At 50.0% G+C, this 16,784-nt stretch carries 18 protein-coding genes and 1 tRNA gene; 9 read left to right on the plus strand and 10 right to left on the minus strand.

Features of this window, described 5'->3' with window-relative positions:
• Positions 1-8 precede the first annotated feature (8 nt).
• The 6 genes from OGY04_RS08865 to OGY04_RS08890 all read right to left on the minus strand — a co-directional run bounded on the left by OGY04_RS08865 (position 9) and on the right by OGY04_RS08890 (position 5,301).
• Positions 9-845 (minus strand): nucleoside-specific channel-forming Tsx family protein, encoded by an 837-nt coding sequence (locus tag OGY04_RS08865; RefSeq protein WP_353655328.1) that lies wholly within the window; start codon positions 843-845, stop codon positions 9-11.
• 96 nt (positions 846-941) lie between these two features.
• Complete coding sequence (gene tsgA / locus OGY04_RS08870) at positions 942-2,096, minus strand: MFS transporter TsgA (RefSeq protein ID WP_286585124.1); 1,155 nt, start codon at positions 2,094-2,096, stop codon at positions 942-944.
• 38 nt (positions 2,097-2,134) lie between these two features.
• Positions 2,135-2,842 (minus strand): purine-nucleoside phosphorylase, encoded by a 708-nt coding sequence (deoD, locus tag OGY04_RS08875; protein WP_048214493.1) that lies wholly within the window; start codon positions 2,840-2,842, stop codon positions 2,135-2,137.
• A 162-nt stretch (positions 2,843-3,004) separates the two neighbouring features.
• Positions 3,005-3,364 carry a YcgJ family protein gene (locus tag OGY04_RS08880; RefSeq protein WP_103014513.1) on the minus strand — a complete coding sequence of 120 codons (360 nt, stop codon included), beginning with the start codon at positions 3,362-3,364 and terminating at the stop codon, positions 3,005-3,007.
• Positions 3,365-3,442: 78 nt separating this feature from the next.
• A tRNA-Ser gene (locus OGY04_RS08885) sits at positions 3,443-3,530 on the minus strand.
• 142 nt (positions 3,531-3,672) lie between these two features.
• A complete protein-coding gene (locus OGY04_RS08890; RefSeq protein ID WP_208744471.1) occupies positions 3,673-5,301 on the minus strand; it encodes an ABC transporter substrate-binding protein in 1,629 nt (542 codons plus the stop codon).
• Between the two features lie 270 nt (positions 5,302-5,571).
• Here OGY04_RS08890 and yccA point away from each other — a divergent pair, with 270 nt between their 5' ends.
• Positions 5,572-6,231: an FtsH protease modulator YccA gene (yccA, locus tag OGY04_RS08895; RefSeq protein ID WP_008784297.1), complete on the plus strand. Its 660-nt coding sequence runs from the start codon at positions 5,572-5,574 to the stop codon at positions 6,229-6,231.
• A gap of 88 nt (positions 6,232-6,319) precedes the next feature.
• Positions 6,320-6,649, plus strand: coding sequence for a sulfurtransferase TusE (gene tusE / locus OGY04_RS08900; RefSeq protein WP_008784296.1), 330 nt, complete (start codon positions 6,320-6,322; stop codon positions 6,647-6,649).
• Here tusE and yccX read toward each other — a convergent pair.
• Positions 6,646-6,927, minus strand: coding sequence for an acylphosphatase (gene yccX, locus OGY04_RS08905; protein WP_020996508.1), 282 nt, complete (start codon positions 6,925-6,927; stop codon positions 6,646-6,648). The genes tusE and yccX overlap by 4 nt on opposite strands.
• Before the next feature lie 94 nt (positions 6,928-7,021).
• Between yccX and rlmI the strand changes: the two genes are divergently transcribed.
• Together rlmI and hspQ are read left to right on the plus strand one after the other, a co-directional pair.
• Positions 7,022-8,212, plus strand: a complete 1,191-nt coding sequence (gene rlmI / locus OGY04_RS08910) for a 23S rRNA (cytosine(1962)-C(5))-methyltransferase RlmI (RefSeq protein WP_008784294.1) — start codon at positions 7,022-7,024, stop codon at positions 8,210-8,212.
• A 57-nt stretch (positions 8,213-8,269) separates the two neighbouring features.
• Positions 8,270-8,587, plus strand: coding sequence for a heat shock protein HspQ (gene hspQ / locus OGY04_RS08915; RefSeq protein ID WP_003035905.1), 318 nt, complete (start codon positions 8,270-8,272; stop codon positions 8,585-8,587).
• A gap of 67 nt (positions 8,588-8,654) precedes the next feature.
• Here hspQ and OGY04_RS08920 read toward each other — a convergent pair whose 3' ends face one another.
• Positions 8,655-9,068 (minus strand): CoA-binding protein, encoded by a 414-nt coding sequence (locus OGY04_RS08920; RefSeq protein ID WP_286585127.1) that lies wholly within the window; start codon positions 9,066-9,068, stop codon positions 8,655-8,657.
• A 172-nt stretch (positions 9,069-9,240) separates the two neighbouring features.
• Here OGY04_RS08920 and csgI point away from each other — a divergent pair, with 172 nt between their 5' ends.
• Both csgI and mgsA read left to right on the plus strand, forming a co-directional pair.
• Positions 9,241-9,903 (plus strand): curli synthesis inhibitor, encoded by a 663-nt coding sequence (gene csgI / locus OGY04_RS08925; protein WP_016149882.1) that lies wholly within the window; start codon positions 9,241-9,243, stop codon positions 9,901-9,903.
• A 93-nt stretch (positions 9,904-9,996) separates the two neighbouring features.
• Complete coding sequence (gene mgsA, locus OGY04_RS08930; protein ID WP_003035897.1) at positions 9,997-10,455, plus strand: methylglyoxal synthase; 459 nt, start codon at positions 9,997-9,999, stop codon at positions 10,453-10,455.
• Positions 10,456-10,487: 32 nt separating this feature from the next.
• Here the strand turns inward: mgsA and helD are convergent, their stop codons facing one another.
• Positions 10,488-12,542 (minus strand): DNA helicase IV, encoded by a 2,055-nt coding sequence (gene helD, locus OGY04_RS08935; protein ID WP_048235691.1) that lies wholly within the window; start codon positions 12,540-12,542, stop codon positions 10,488-10,490.
• 125 nt (positions 12,543-12,667) lie between these two features.
• Between helD and OGY04_RS08940 the strand changes: the two genes are divergently transcribed.
• Together OGY04_RS08940 and yccS are read left to right on the plus strand one after the other, a co-directional pair.
• On the plus strand, positions 12,668-13,114 hold the full coding sequence (locus OGY04_RS08940; protein WP_003831998.1) for a YccF domain-containing protein: 447 nt from the start codon (positions 12,668-12,670) through the stop codon (positions 13,112-13,114).
• A gap of 18 nt (positions 13,115-13,132) precedes the next feature.
• On the plus strand, positions 13,133-15,286 hold the full coding sequence (gene yccS, locus OGY04_RS08945) for a YccS family putative transporter (RefSeq protein WP_286585128.1): 2,154 nt from the start codon (positions 13,133-13,135) through the stop codon (positions 15,284-15,286).
• On the opposite strand, the gene OGY04_RS08950 is transcribed toward yccS, so the two are convergent.
• The gene (locus tag OGY04_RS08950; protein ID WP_003831996.1) at positions 15,264-15,878 is read right to left on the minus strand and encodes a TfoX/Sxy family DNA transformation protein; all 615 of its coding nucleotides are present in this window, start codon (positions 15,876-15,878) and stop codon (positions 15,264-15,266) included. The two genes, yccS and OGY04_RS08950, sit on opposite strands and share 23 nt — an antisense overlap.
• A 217-nt stretch (positions 15,879-16,095) precedes the next feature.
• On the opposite strand from OGY04_RS08950, the gene sulA reads away from it, so the two are divergent.
• Positions 16,096-16,602, plus strand: a complete 507-nt coding sequence (gene sulA, locus OGY04_RS08955; RefSeq protein ID WP_153687008.1) for an SOS-induced cell division inhibitor SulA — start codon at positions 16,096-16,098, stop codon at positions 16,600-16,602.
• The last annotated feature ends 182 nt before the right edge of the window (positions 16,603-16,784 follow it).

Genomic DNA, 16,784 nt, shown 5'->3' on the forward strand with positions numbered 1-16,784 from the left:
CGGCGCAATCAGAACTTATAGGTGAGGCTGAAATAGTGACCGAGCCCGGTGGTACGCCCTGCTCCGCCGTGGTTTTCCATCAATGCCATGTTACGGAAATACTTCAGGCCATAACCGACTGCATAATGCTCTGAATGCCAGTAGATACCGTTATACCATTCAATCGCGTTATTGCTGTATAACGGTTGATTAGCAATCTTATTCGCGGCGAACTGGTAGTCAAAGTACCCCTGATAGTTCAGATAACTGCCGTTGGCAAAGGTATAGAATGGCGTCGACCAGTTAGTCGAGAACATATAGCCATCCCACTTTCCTTCGTTATCCGCACCGTAGTTTTCACGAACATAGTGCGCATAGATGTTCATTCCCACCAGACCAAACCACGGGACCTTCACATCTGTACCCAGGCCAACGTAATGTTCAAATAATTCCCGGTCGCCAATGTTATTTACCGTTGCAATATAGAATTCGTTAAACGGCCCAACGGATAAATCTTTATTAAAAATGGCGTCCATGGAAAAACGCGGAGATATCTTGGCAAAGAAGTTATCACCACCATGACGATCGTCCTGCTCGCGATCCAAAATATCAAAGAAATCCACATAACCGTACAGATCGATAATGCCAGAGCGTGCACCAAACTCCAGCTCCAGATAGGTGTCATTGCGAATACCATATGGCACTTTCGCGTCCACACTTTGCATTAAGTTCATCTGCATCCAGTTAAAATCATTTTTACGGATGTTGCCATCAGTATAGTCAGCTGCGAATGCTTGCATACAGCTCATTGTCACTACTGCACCCAGGATTGTTTTTTTTATCATTAACTTATTGTTCTTCAGCATTTTTCAATTCCTTTGAGTAAGGTTGAGTATCGCCCCACCATATAAATAGTGTGGCGACTGGCTATTTAATTAAAGTGGTAAGTGTTATTAGTGCTTTTAATTACGCTTGAGTTTTAATGTCACCATCAACATGACAAAGATAATTAAATACAACACCGGTATTGCGTACATAATTTTCTGCAATCCCATTGTTTTTTCCATGAGCGCGCTAATCGCCGGACTAAACATGGCCCCGGCACTGCCGCTAATTAAAATATAAGAAACGTTCTGACTGCTCGCGCGCTTCACGAAAGAAACACCGTAGGCAATAAATGAGTTATACAGTGCAGCACAGACAAACCCGTAACTGTAGGCCAGATAATCAAGCCCGGAGATATTATCCTTCGTGACGATAATTGTGGTAATAATGCTAGCCAGCAAAATAATACTTAGCAGGAAATAATGTATCTTCACCCGAGAAACAATGACGGTTGATACTAATGCCCCGACCAGTGCAGCGCCCCAGTATTGCGTAATAATATTTCCTGCTTCTTCAAAGGGAATGCCAAATTTGTTCTTCACAAATAATGGTGCCCAGGTCAGGAAGGTGTACAGCGCCAGCATACCTAAGAACAGGCCAATGCCTCCGCTGATGATCCCTGGATTCCACTCTGATTTTACCTTGTCTGTCCGATCTGCCGTGGGAGCCGCCTCGCAGGCAGTAAAGCGGGTGAGCGCTACAACACCCAGCGTAAGTAAGGCCACCATACCTACGCTCAGATAGCTGTAACTCCACGACATATTGTGCGTCAGGGCGAAGGTTGTGATCAGCGGAAAAACCACGCCCGCGACGTTAAAGGTGGCGTCCTGCACCACCAGCATTGTACTTTGAATGCGATCCTGCCAAACCGAAACCACGATCGTTCCCGCCACGCACAAACCGATCCCGCCGCAAAAACCCACCAGGGTCATGGCGACCATCACCGGCCATAAGCATGGGCTTAAATGCATTGCCAGAGCGCAAAGGAACACTATCGAATAGATAATGAGCGTCATACGCTTCACACCGATTTTCTCAATCAGGAAAAAGGCGGCGATGGTGCCGGCTAATGCTCCACCATTGAGCAACGAAAATATCGAAGCAACGGTATTCACATCGGCACCGTAGCGTAGTGCAATCGGTTCAATCAGCATGCCAAACTGACTGGCAAACCCTGCCATAATAAAATTTGCCAGAAAACTAATCAGCGTAAGTGCTATTTTATTCTTCATATAATGCCATCTCTGATTGGTTCAATTAAAAGCCGGAACTAAGCGGTAACAGCCGTATTTAGCGCCAGCTCAATCATGTTGTTAAAGGTCAATTGCCGTTCTTCTGCGGTTGTTTCTTCACCGGTCAGACAATGATCGGAGACAGTTAAAATAGCCAGCGCTTCAATATTAAACTGATGCGCTAAAGCGTATAAGCCTGCTACTTCCATATCTACACCCAGCACACCGAATTTTTCCAATGCCGGTATTAAATTTTCGTCAGGATCGTAATAAAGATCGCCGCTGAAAACATTGCCGACTTTAATATCGATACCGGCCTTCTGTGCCAACGTCCACGCCTGCTGTAATAATGGGAAATAGGCGGATGTTGCCATCGCATAGCCTGCGCTACGTTTTAAATTTGTGACTGAATCCGTTCCGGCGGCGACGGCCAGGATAATATCGCGCATTTTGACATGATGTTGTGTTGCCCCTAAACTGCCGACGCGAATAATTCTTTGCACACCAAAATCATGTACCAGTTCATGGGCATAAAGCGTCATTGAAGGAATGCCCATTCCATGTCCCATCACCGATACAGGTTGCCCAAAATATAAACCGGTATAACCCAGCATATTACGTACATTGGTGACTTCGCGGTAATCCATTAGATAATTTTCGGCAATAAATTTAGCGCGGAGCGGATCGCCCGGCATAATAACGGTTGGCGCGAAATCACCTGGCCTGGCATTAATATGTGCAGTCATAACAATTCCTGAATTATGGGTATTGAAGATATGCAGGGATTGTAACCAGACGTTTGTGAGGTGATTGAGGACAAAAGTCCTGCTCAGAGGATCGGCCTCTCATTTTTGAGAGTTAGTGTTGTAGTGCCCCCGCAATACAGGCTGGGGACACGTCAGAGATTGTCAGGGCTTGTCGACCTTTCCGAACAGTAACGCGGTGTAATGGGTGTTTATTTTACCGCTGCGCTTACCGTCGGTGCCGAAATAGCGGTCATCCCGACACAAACGTTCGTTGGTGTCACAAAACAGGCCACCGCGGAATGTAAAAGCCGAGGTATCGAACTGTCCGGCAGCTGCCAGTTTTTCGGCCTGCTGCTTGCCAAGATATTTCGTGGTCAACGCCACCGACAAACCGTGTTCATCGGCACAGATGGTTTTATCGCACAATACGCCCGGCGCTGGACTGTTTAGCCCAGTCGTTGCTGCGTACGCCGACAATGACAGAATGCTTAGCGCCAGCAAGGTGCCAACTTTTATCATCATAATCTACTTATATCAGCTGACTTGCGCCAAAAGTATAAAGCAAAAAGGGGTTACCTTTCGGTAACCCCTTTTCATGTTTGGCGGAAGCGTAGAGATTCGAACTCTAGAACCCTTTCGGGTCGCCGGTTTTCAAGACCGGTGCCTTCAACCGCTCGGCCACGCTTCCAATGAGGCGCACTATAAACATCCCGAACGGACCTGTAAAGCACCAATGTGTTCGCTTGCCTGAAAAACAGCCAAAATGTTGTTAATCGACTGAAATAACAACAAATTGACCATTTATTCAGCACGAATACCGGCTATAGCGCTTAATGTTTTTTGATGTACATATCTTTGGTGTAGTAATTTCCCCGGTTATCCGGCGCAAATCCCCCCACCCACGGCTTCACCAGATGCGTGCGGACATAGTGGTAAACCGGAATCGCGGGCACATCCTCACCTAAAAGGTCTTCAGCCTGCTGATAGTATTTACCGCGTTCTTCCAGTGAACTTGCTTTTGCCGCATTACGCATCGCTTCATCAAAGGCGGGGTTACTGTACTTGGTGGTGTTCTCGCTATCACCGGTCCGGAAGATATTGAGGAAACTTGAGGCATCATCATAGTCGGCTATCCACGCATAGCGCACGACGTCAAAATTACCGGTGTGCATAGTGTCCAGCATGGTTTTCCATTCCTGGTTTTGCAGCTTCGCCTCGACGCCAAGGTTTTTCTTCCACATCGACGATGCGGCAATCGCAATACGCTGGTGCGTTTCGAAGGTGTTGTAGAGCAGGTTCAAGCTAAGCGGATGCTCAGGACCAAAACCGGCTTCAGCCAGCAGTTTTTTGGCTTCAGCAATACGTTTTTCGAGCGGCCATGACGCATACTCCGGCGCATGCAGTTTCACCCCACCTATTTCCGGCTGGCTGATAACCCACGCTGCTCGCTGCCCCTGCCCCATCACCTTTTGCGCAATGATATCTTTATCCAACGCCATATTCAGCGCCCGGCGCACGCGCGGATCATTAAACGGCGCGCGGGTTGTATTGAACTGATAGTAATACGTTGAAAGCTGAGGCGAGACATGCAGTTCATCCCCCATTGTTTTTTTCAGTTGCGCGAACTGGTTAACCGGTACGCTATACACAATGTCGATTTCACCGGCCTTATAGCGATTTACGTCAGCCGACTCTGAGCTAATAGGCAAATAAGTAACTTTATTAATAACCGTATGCCGATCGTCCCAGTAATATGGGTTACGCTCGGCAACGATGCGCTCATTAACCACCCACTGCGATAATTTGTACGGCCCGCTGCTGACAAAATGCTCTGGCCGGGTCCACTTATCGCCAAAACGACCTATCAGCACTTTATCCAACGGGACCAGAGATGGATGTGCCAGCATCGCCAGAAACGCCGCCGTCGGTTGCGTCAGGGTAATTTCCAGCGTGGTATCATCCAGGGCTTTGACTCCCAGCGTGGCGGGATCTTTTTTCCCCTGGGCAATATCAACCGCGTTCGCAACGTGCATGTTGCCCAGATACGAAGCATAAGGTGAAGCCGTTTGCGGCGAGACCAGACGCTGCCAGCTCCAGACGACATCCTGTGCGGTAATAGCAGATCCATCTGACCAGGTTATGCCCGGGCGTAAATGGAAGGTCCAGACAGCGTTGCCTTTATTCTCCCAGGACGCGGCTAGACGGGGTTCGATAGACCCATCCTGCTTGACAGCCACCAGACCGTCGAACATATCGCTGATTAAATTAAACTCAACGTTGCTTTCAACTTTATGCGGATCCAGCGATGCCGGCTCACTGCCGTTGTTTCTGACCAGTTCCTGTTTTTCTGCCAGTAGTGTTCCTGCGGGAACATTTGCCGCCCTCGCCGCGCCATTTATAGACATCAAACAGACAGCCAACAGCGTAAACGTCAATATCTTCGATTTATGTTGAATCATTCCCTTTACCTTATTGCTCTGTTTTATGTAGACACCGATGTCACTGTCAGAGAGATTCAGGAATAACGCAATATTTTTCAGTTACCTGGTAGATAGCGATCTGACATTTTTGCACATACAGTGCTAACATCTAATTCGGGAACTTTTGTTGAAATAATATGCTTAAGTCTGGCGGGCTAAAATGCGTAAAGATGGGTAAAACCGCTGTGTCATTCCCCTTGATTTCATTATCCTCCATCATTAATTACATCTGTCATAAGAGAGTGACTCATGGATCGTATTATTAGTTCTTCGCGCGAGCGTACATCGCTACTCAGCACGCATAAGGTGCTGCGCAATACCTATTTCCTGCTCAGCCTGACGCTGGCGTTTTCAGCGATCACTGCGACCGCCAGTACCGTACTGATGTTACCTTCTCCGGGACTTATCCTGACGCTGGTGGGTATGTATGGTCTGATGTTCCTGACCTATAAAACGGCAGATAAACCGGTTGGTATTTTGTCAGCGTTCGCCTTCACTGGCTTCCTGGGCTACATCTTGGGACCGATGCTGAATACATACCTGTCCGCAGGCATGGGTGATGTTATCGCCATGGCGCTGGGCGGTACGGCGCTGGTCTTCTTCAGCTGCTCGGCCTATGTGCTGACCACGCGTAAAGATATGTCCTTCCTCGGCGGTATGCTGATGGCGGGTGTTGTAGTGGTGTTGATTGGTATGGTTGCCAATATCTTCCTGCAACTGCCAGCATTACATCTGGCAATCAGCGCGGTGTTCATTCTGATTTCTTCAGGCGCAATCCTGTTTGAAACCAGCAATATCATCCGCGGCGGTGAAACCAACTATATTCGTGCCACCGTTAGCCTGTATGTTTCGCTGTACAACATCTTCGTCAGCCTGCTGAGTATTCTGGGCTTCGCCAGCCGCGATTAAGATGTCCACACGCATTATCCAGCCCCGCTTATGCGGGGCTTTCTTTTTTGGTAAACTGCCGCCAGTTTGACTAACGCAGTGACGAATTATGTTGATCTTTGAAGGTAAAGAAATCAGTACTGATAGCGAAGGCTATCTGAAAGATACCACGCTGTGGAGCGAGGCGCTGGCGGAGAGAATCGCCGAAAACGAAGGCATTACGCTCTCCGCGGAACACTGGGAAGTGGTGCGTTTTGTCCGCGAGTTTTATCTGGAGTTTAATACCTCCCCCGCTATCCGCATGCTGGTAAAAGCAATGGCCAACAAGTTTGGCGAAGAGAAAGGCAACAGCCGTTATCTCTACCGCCTGTTCCCGAAAGGTCCGGCCAAGCAGGCGACTAAAATTGCCGGCCTGCCGAAACCGGTGAAATGTATTTAATAGCGGATACTAAATCCCTTTAGCTCGTCGCCAGGACGATGTGGTTCACTAAGAACCCGGTCAACCCTGGCGCTGCTCGGCCCCCCGGCTTTCAACCACTTCATCAGTTGTTCAACCCGGTCGCTTTCACCGCAGGCGACAACCTCTACGCTGCCGTCATCCATATTCTTCGCGTAGCCGGTCAACCCCAGCCGTTGTGCTTCATGCTGGGTGGTGTAGCGAAATCCTACCCCCTGAACCCGGCCATAGACCCAGGCGATTATGCAGACTTTCGACATTGCGGTTCTCCTTATCATCACAGCGCGCGTTGCAAATATGCGTAAAACTCAGGACAATGGCGCCCATTTCTTTGAATTGACAGAATAGTAAATTATGAGTGTACGTTTAGTGTTAGCCAAAGGGCGCGAAAAATCATTACTGCGCCGCCATCCGTGGGTATTTTCCGGTGCTGTCGCACGTATGGAAGGTAAAGCCAACCTCGGTGAAACCATCGATATTGTTGACCATCAGGGTAAATGGTTAGCACGCGGCGCGTACTCACCCGCGTCGCAGATCCGTGCACGCGTCTGGACATTCGACAAGTCTGAGTCCATCGATATTGATTTCTTCACCCGTCGTCTGCAGCAGGCGCAGACATGGCGTGACTGGCTGGCGAAAAAAGACGGTCTGGACAGTTACCGTCTGATCGCCGGAGAATCCGATGGCCTGCCGGGCATCACCATTGACCGCTTCGGCAACTTCCTGGTGTTGCAGTTGCTCAGTGCGGGGGCTGAATACCAACGCGCCGCGCTGATTAGCGCTCTGCAAATTGTTTTCCCGGACTGCGCCATTTATGACCGTAGCGATGTGGCCGTACGTAAAAAAGAAGGTATGGAGCTAACTCAAGGGCCAGTAACGGGTGAGCTTCCGCCAGCCCTGCTGCCAATTGAAGAGCACGGAATGAAGCTGCTGGTTGATATTCAGCATGGTCACAAAACCGGCTATTACCTCGATCAACGCGACAGCCGCCTGGCCACGCGTCGTTATGTGGAAAATCAGCGTGTGCTGAACTGTTTCTCTTATACCGGCGGCTTTGCGGTCTCAGCATTAATGGGCGGATGCCGTCAGGTTGTCAGCGTTGACACCTCTCAGGAAGCGCTCGATATTGCCCGCCAGAACGTGGAATTGAACAAGCTGGATCTGAGCAAAGCTGAGTTCGTGCGTGATGATGTGTTCAAACTTCTGCGTGCTTATCGCGATCGTGGTGAGAAATTCGACGTCATCGTGATGGATCCGCCGAAATTTGTCGAAAACAAAAGCCAGTTGATGGGCGCCTGCCGCGGCTATAAGGACATCAATATGCTGGCTATTCAGTTGCTCAATCCGGGCGGTGTGCTGCTGACTTTCTCCTGCTCTGGGCTAATGACCACCGATTTATTTCAGAAAATCATCGCTGATGCCGCAATAGATGCTGGTCGTGATGTACAATTTATAGAGCAGTTCCGTCAGGCCGCCGATCACCCGGTGATCGCTACCTACCCGGAAGGGCTGTATCTGAAAGGGTTTGCCTGTCGCATCATGTAACTTGAAAAGTGGAATATTACCCTTACATTAAGGGTATCTATTTCCCGGGAGGTGACTATGATTGCCAGCAAATTCGGTATCGGCCAGCAGGTCCGCCATTCCCTGTTAGGTTACCTCGGAGTGGTCGTGGATATCGACCCGGAATATTCGCTTGATCAACCGTCAGCCGATGAGTTGGCGGTTAACGACGAACTTCGCGCCGCTCCCTGGTATCACGTGGTGATGGAAGACGATAATGGTCTGCCAGTGCATACGTATCTGGCCGAAGCACAACTGAGTAGTGAGCTACAGGAAGAACATCCGGAGCAACCGTCGATGGATGAACTGGCGCGAACAATTCGAAAACAGCTTCAGGCCCCGCGCCTGCGCAATTGATGCTAACACAGGCCCGATGGCGATTCGCTAATCGGGCCTGTGCGTTTTGTTCGGCTACAGATCAGCCTTACTTCGCCAGCCCCAGCCGCGGAATCTCAATCGCCGGGCAGCGATCCATCACCACCGTCATCCCTGCATCGCGAGCCAGCACGGCTGCCTGCTCGTTAATCACGCCGAGCTGCATCCATAAGGCCTTCGCGCCGATGGCAATTGCCTCCTGAGCAACACCCCACGCCGCTTCAGAATTACGGAAGACATCTACCATATCCACTTTCTCTGGTACATCTGCCAGCGTCGCATAGCCCTGCTGCCCCAGCAGCGTTTTTCCGGCAACCTTCGGTGAAACAGGAATAACGTGATAACCCTGATCGAGTAAATATTTCATCACCCGATAGCTTGGACGATCGGGTTTATCGCTTGCCCCCACCAGCGCAATCGTACGGGTCGTTGTCAAAATGCCAGCAATATCGGTCTCTTTCATCGTTTTCCTCCAGGCTGTTTAGCAAAGTGTACGACAAACCTGCCCCCGCAACCATTCATCCCATACTGGCGCATGAGAGCTAAACTTAAAAATATGTCTATATGTTAGTAAACATGATTATCGAAAAATTTAGATACATCTTATAGAGATATTTTCTGGACAGGAGAAACCTATGAAAGCCGGCATTGTGACAGCCTTGATTGCCCTATGTTTGCCGGTAACCGTTTTTGCTACCTCTTTACGTCTGTCTAATGATATTGACCTTCTGGTACTGGACGGAAAAAAAGTCTCCAGCTCATTACTGCGTGGTGCCGACAGTATTGAGCTGGAAAATGGTCGGCACCAGCTCGTGTTTCGCGTAGAAAAAACCATTCGCCTGTCCAGCCACGAAGAACGTCTGTATATTTCGCCTCCGTTGGTCATCAGCTTTGATACCCAACTCGTCAGTCAGGTTAATTTCCACCTCCCACGTCTGAGCAACGAGCGGGATGCAACGCATTTTGATGATGCCCCGCGCGTAGAACTGCTGGATGGGGACTCCATGCCTATACCGGTTAAGCTGGATATTCTGTCAATCACGTCCACCGCAAAAATCGTAGATTATGAAATGGAAACAGAGCGCTATAACAAAGCGGCTAAGCATGCGTCTTTACCGCAATTTGCCACAATGATGGCCGATGACAGTTCGCTGCTTTCCGGGGTGTCTGAACTGGATCGCGTACCGCCTCAGTCGCAAACACTGACCGAGCAGCGCTTAAAATATTGGTTTCAACAGGCTGACGCACAAACGCGAAGTAACTTCTTACAATGGGCGGAGAAACAACCCCCATCGTGACATTTATGTTCGTATACGCATTTTTTTTGTCTTTCTCTTGCAGCGTCAAGTGCTTCCAGTACTCTGTAACAAGGTTAACTTGGGAGCTGTACTATGGAATTAACGACTCGCACATTGCCAGCGCAGAAACATATTGCGTTGGTCGCACACGATCACTGCAAAAAGATGTTGATGAGCTGGGTTGAACGCCACCAGCCATTACTGGAAAAACACGTTCTGTATGCTACAGGAACAACAGGAAACTTAATTCAACGCGCGACAGGAATGGACGTCAACGCCATGCTGAGCGGCCCGATGGGGGGTGACCAGCAGGTGGGTGCGCTGATTTCAGAAGGGAAAATTGATGTGCTGATTTTCTTCTGGGATCCGCTCAACGCCGTTCCCCACGATCCTGATGTTAAAGCCCTGCTACGTCTGGCCACAGTCTGGAACATTCCAGTCGCCACCAACGTGTCAACGGCTGATTTTATTATCCAGTCGCCAAACTTCAACGACGCAACGGATATCTTGATCCCGGATTACGCCCGTTATCTGGCAGAACGCCTCAAATAAACGCTAAGCAGGCGGTAATTGCCGCCTGCTTTTCAGGGTTTCCGGGTCACCGGAACGTCTAATTGCTTAAGCTCATCAACAAAGCATGATGGCGCGTCTTTGCTAAACAGTAGCCATACCCGATGCCGCGCACGCGTTAGCGCCACATACAGCAACCGTCTCTCTTCCGCATCAGGAAAATCTTCAACAGCCGGGAGTAACGCCTCTTCCATAATCGACTCGCGAGCCGGAGCCGGGAAACCGTCATTCCCTTCATGAAGCCCCATAACAATGACATAATCCGCCTGCTGCCCTTTGCTGGCATGAATAGTCATAAAATCCAGCTGCAGCTTGGGCCAGCGGGTGGCCGCTTTGTCCAGGCTGGCAGGTTTGAGATGATGGTATCGCGCCAGCACCAGAATTCTCTCTTCGGCTTTCACAAAACCCGACAGCTTATCCAGCAACAGATCTAACTGGCTTTCGTCGAGCAACGTGACGGCTTTTTTATCACCGGTCGTCAGACTGTTCAGCGGTTTCGTGAGCTGATGGGGATTTTGCTGGATAAACTGGTTTGCTACCTCACCAATACGGCTATTAAAACGGTAAGTCGTATCCAGATTACAGCGATCGCCCTCGCCGAAGTTTTGCTGGAATGCGGTTGTCAGAGAAAGCTGTGCCCCGCTGAACCGGTAAATTGCCTGCCAGTCATCTCCCACGGCAAACAGCGTGGTCTGCGAGTTTTGCTTACGCAAGGCGGCCAACAGGGCGGCGCGCTGAGGGGAAATATCCTGAAATTCATCGACCAGAATATGTTTCCACGGACTGATAAACCGCCCCTTCTCCAGAATGACAATAGCCTGATGGATCAACCCGGAGAAATCGACGGCATTCTCATCCTTCAGGGCACTCTTCCAGGCCTTGAGCAGCGGCGCCATTAGCTTTATGCGTTTACTGAACAGATCACGGATCTCCTCCGGAGCATTAGCAATCATCTCCGCCTGTGCTCCGCCATGCATACGCATCAAACTAACCCAGCGATCCAACCGGGAAGCCAGACGGCGCTGTAATTTTTCGTCATCCCAGAAGTTACCTTCGGGTACAGACCACTGCATTTCTTCTTCTAACCATTGTCGCCAGCCTTTAGCCTGAGCCTTTTTCTCACTGCACTGCTGACGCCAGGTTGTTATAAAGAGTTTGTTGCGCGCGATAGCATCATTTTCAAGCTTGCTCACCGTTGGAACTTTTTTGCTACCTTGCGAAATAATATGCAACGCGAGTGAATGGAACGTCCGTGCGGTGACCTCATCCGTATGCAGACGCTCACGGATGCGGTCATCCATCTCCTGGGCTGCTTTGCGTCCAAACGCCAGCAACAGGATTTGTTCTGGTGCAGCTTCTCCTCGTGCAAGCAACCAACCAGCCCGGGCAACCAACACAGATGTTTTACCGCTTCCAGCACCTGCAAGTACCAACAATGATTGCTCACCATTCACCACCGCGCGCGCCTGAGCAGGGTTCAACGGCGAAGATTCAATATGCTGGAAAAACTCGGCATACTCTTCCAGCATTGCATCGGTGTACGCCTGATTGTGCTGTAAGCGACAGGCTTCAATGTCTTTCAACCATGCCTGGCATTGACGTAACGCCTCCCGGCAATTTTCAAATTCCTCCAGCCGATTAACCGGGAGCGGTAACGCGGCAAAGGCACGGCGAATCTGCTGCTGCAGCCCTGACGTTTGTTCGCGCGTCAGCCATTTACTTTCACTAGTACGCGCCGCTATCGCATCCAACTGCTGCTGTAAAACCCCCGCAGCAACGTCACTCATTTCCTGGCTCCACTGTTGCCAGAGCGCATTCAAATGATGATGGAAGCGCTGGGTTTCCGCCCACTCTGTACCGTGAAGACGAACCACCTTCTCATCCGGGAGTACAAACTCCAGCTCGCCCCATACCAGGCCGCGTTTGCAATGAATAGCCAGTAACTGATTGAAGGGAATAAGATACTCGTGACGATCGCCGGAAACTTTAATCCCGGCATTGAGAATAACGGCCCGATCGTAAGGGTGTTGTGCCAGACGTTTTCCAAGAGAAGTTGCTTTCAGTTCCATAAGACTCAAGCGGATCCACACGAAGAGGTTTGCTTATCAGTGTAACCGCCAGAGAAAACGTGCTCCAGCCCAAAAAAACGTTACAATTGCCGAATTCACAGAAAACCAGAGTTAACCGAGGGTTTATGCGTACTGTTCTGAATATTTTAAATTTTGTGCTTGGGGGGTTCGCCACCACCCTGGCCTGGTTACTGGCAACACTGGTCAGTGTCGTGCTTATTTTTACTTTACCCTTGACCCGTTCATGCTGGGAGATAACCCGACTTTCGCTGTTTCCCTATGGTAACGAAGCGATTCATGTCGATGAACTGAATCCGGCCGGTAAAAGCGTCCTGTTAAATACCGGCGGCACCGTGCTCAATATTTTCTGGCTGATTTTCTTCGGCTGGTGGTTGTGCCTGATGCACATTATCTCTGGTATTGCCCAGTGCATAACGATTATTGGTATACCGGTTGGCATTGCGAACTTTAAAATCGCTGCCATTGCGCTCTGGCCGGTGGGTCGCCGGGTGGTTTCAGTAGAAGTTGCCCGTGCAGCGCGTGAAGCCAATGCACGTCGTCGTTTTGAATAATCAGGACCGATGGCCTTTATGTTAAGTCCTCTGCTCAAACGCTATACCTGGAACAGCACCTGGCTGTACTACGTGCGGATTTTTATCGCGCTATGCGGCACAACGGCGCTACCCTGGTGGCTGGGTGACGTCAAGCTGACTATCCCACTCACGCTGGGTATGGTCGCTGCCGCACTTACCGATCTGGACGATCGTCTCGCAGGCCGATTGCGCAATTTGATCATCACACTGGTGTGCTTTTTTATTGCCTCAGCCTCCGTTGAACTGCTCTTCCCATGGCCATGGCTGTTTGCTATTGGTTTAACGCTTTCCACCAGCGGCTTTATTCTGCTGGGGGGATTAGGCCAGCGCTATGCAACTATTGCTTTTGGTGCATTGCTGATCGCCATTTACACGATGCTGGGCACCTCGCTTTACGATCAGTGGTATCAACAACCCATCCTGCTGCTCGCTGGGGCTATCTGGTATAACCTGCTGACGCTCACCGGACATCTTCTGTTCCCCATCCGCCCCTTACAGGACAATCTGGCACGCAGCTACGAACAGTTAGCGCACTACCTGGAACTGAAATCGCGTCTTTTTGACCCCGACATAGAAGATGAAAGCCAGGCACCGTTGTATGATTTAGCTCTCGCGAATGGCCAACTGATGGCAACGCTGAATCAGACTAAAGTATCGCTGCTGACCCGCCTGCGCGGTGACCGTGGACAACGGGGAACACGTCGCACGCTACATTACTATTTTGTGGCGCAGGATATTCATGAACGCGCAAGCTCTTCACATATTCAGTATCAAACGCTACGCGATCATTTCCGTCACAGCGATGTGATGTTCCGTTTCCAGCGGTTGATGTCGATGCAAGGGCAAGCCTGTTCACAATTATCTCGCTGTATTTTATTGCGCACGCCTTACCAGCACGATCCGCACTTTGAGCGCGCCTTCACCCATATAGATGCCGCACTTGAGCGCATGCGTGCCAGTGGTGAACCTGCCGACCTGCTCAATACGCTGGGTTTTTTACTGTCAAACCTACGGGCAATCGACGCGCAGCTTGCTACCATAGAGTCTGAACAGGCTCAGGTACTCTCGCGCAATGAGTCTGAAAATCAGCTTGCCGATGACAGTCCCCATGGATTCAGTGATATCTGGTTACGTCTGAGCCGTAATTTCACCCCTGAGTCTGCTCTATTTCGCCATGCCGTTCGCATGTCGTTAGTGCTCTGTGTTGGTTATGCCATTATCCAGATAACCGGCATGAATCACGGATACTGGATCTTGCTGACCAGCCTGTTTGTCTGTCAGCCAAACTACAACGCCACCCGACATCGCCTGGCGCTCAGGATTATCGGCACGTTGGTTGGGATTGCCATTGGTTTACCGATCCTGTGGTTTGTGCCCTCTCTCGAAGGGCAACTGATACTCCTGGTGATCACTGGTGTACTGTTTTTTGCCTTTCGCAACGTCCAGTATGCTCACGCCACCATGTTTATCACGCTGCTGGTGTTACTGTGCTTTAACCTGCTCGGCGAAGGCTTTGAGGTTGCGCTGCCGCGTGTCATCGATACGCTAATTGGCTGTGCTATCGCCTGGGCTGCTGTCAGTTTCATCTGGCCAGACTGGCGTTTTCGTAACCTACCACGGGTAATTGAACGGGCGACTGACGCTAACTGCCGCTACCTTGATGCTATTCTCGAGCAATATCATCAGGGCCGTGATAATCGTCTGGCATACCGTATCGCTCGCCGTGATGCGCATAATCGTGATGCTGAACTCGCCTCCGTGGTGTCAAACATGTCGAGCGAGCCTGATGTCACGGCCCAGACGCGCGAAACGGCGTTCCGTTTACTGTGTCTCAACCATACGTTTACCAGCTATATTTCTGCGCTGGGCGCACATCGCGAACAGTTGACCAATCCAGACGTTTTGGCATTGCTGGATGACGCTGTTTGCTATGTTGATGATGCCCTTCACCATCAACCCGCTGACGAGCAGCGTGTATACCAGGCGTTAGAAGGGCTGAAGCAGCGAATTCAGCACCTGGAACCACGCCCGGACAGTAAAGAGCCGCTGGTCGTTCAGCAAGTTGGGCTATTGATCGCCCTGCTCCCAGAGATCCGGCGATTACAGCAGCAAATTGACGTGCTGCCGTCTAATACCCCGGCTCCGGAGTAAGAGAACTTACCCACTCAACCAGCTCCTGGCGACGCGTCGCCGGGAGCGCGGCTTCATGTATCCCCCCTACCGCGCCTTCAAGGGCATAGAGTACTTTTACCGTCAGAGCCGGGTTATTTTGCCGAAGTTTCAGCCAGCACATTTGTGCTCCCAACGATCGCATGGTCCCCTCATCTTTAATTCCTGCTTCATTCAACAGAGTCTCCAGATGAAACGTCATATTCGGCAATTCCCGCAGACGATGCTGGGCAAAGCGACTCTGTTTTTCCTTAACCGCTGCATCCAACGAATATCGCGATAGCGACACCAGCTGCTGCTGGTTTTGCCACAGGGCATCGTTCACCTGGTAATAATTAAGTACAAGAGGACGTCCGCGCTTAATAAATGTCAGCCAGACAGGAGAATTTTGTACACAATACTGGGCGCTCTGCTCACAGGCGCGAAGATACAGCTCACCATTAGCGACCATGGCAAAGACCGTATCGCCAACCGTCAGACTGTAGCCACCAAACAGTGAGCGATAGTGAATTGTCCCCAGAGAAGCCAGATATTCCTGCGATTTATAGATCCTTGCATAAGAAAGCTCTTTCATAAAAATCCTTTTTAAATCATAACGTAAGCAAATGATTTTCAGTAGCGGATCCGTTAATGACGAAAATAGGCAACTTATGCGTATGGGGCAAGATGAATTTTATTTTTCCCGTGACGACGACTAAAAAATGCGAACCTGTTTCCGAAAATAAGGTTGATCTTTGTTGATGGCAGGGTTACTGTATATCCATACAGTAACTCACAGGGCTGGATTGATTATGTACACTTCAGGCTATGCAAATCGTTCATCGTCGTTCTCTTCCACATCAAGCAACATTGCGCGCGTTTCATCAGAGAACGCAACCGCTGGGCTTATCAGTGAAGTTGTCTATCGCGAGGACCAGCCCATGATGACACAACTGCTGCTTCCCCTGCTGCAACAGTTAGGGCAACAATCACGCTGGCAGCTGTGGCTGACGCCTCAGCAAAAATTAAGCCGGGAGTGGGTGCAGTCAGCTGGACTTCCATTGACGAAAGTCATGCAAATTAGTCAGCTCTCCCCCTGCAATACGCTGGAATCGATGATTCGTGCGCTGCGCACGGGTAATTACAGCGTCGTTATTGGCTGGCTGGCGGAAGAATTAACGGAAGATGAACATGCCGAACTGGTCAAAGCGGCTGATGAAGGTAATGCGATGGGTTTTATCATGCGTCCGGTTCGCGCCCAGACACTTGCGGGGAGACAGCATTCCGGGCTAAAAATTCACTCGAATTTGTATCATTGAGTAAAATTAGGATTTATCCTGGAATTTTTTTTCATCTCTCAATTTGTCTTTGAGCTGTAATGTGTTTTTCGTCTGAACGCTTGTCTGAAGCGGTTTTCAGGATATCCTCAGTACATTTATTCAGCCATAAATGTTAAATATTGTGTATACAAGCCTTTTTTTTTCATATGCCTGACGGACTT

It is taken from the genome of Citrobacter sp. Cpo091, assembly GCF_030332645.1.
Classification (GTDB): domain Bacteria; phylum Pseudomonadota; class Gammaproteobacteria; order Enterobacterales; family Enterobacteriaceae; genus Citrobacter; species Citrobacter portucalensis.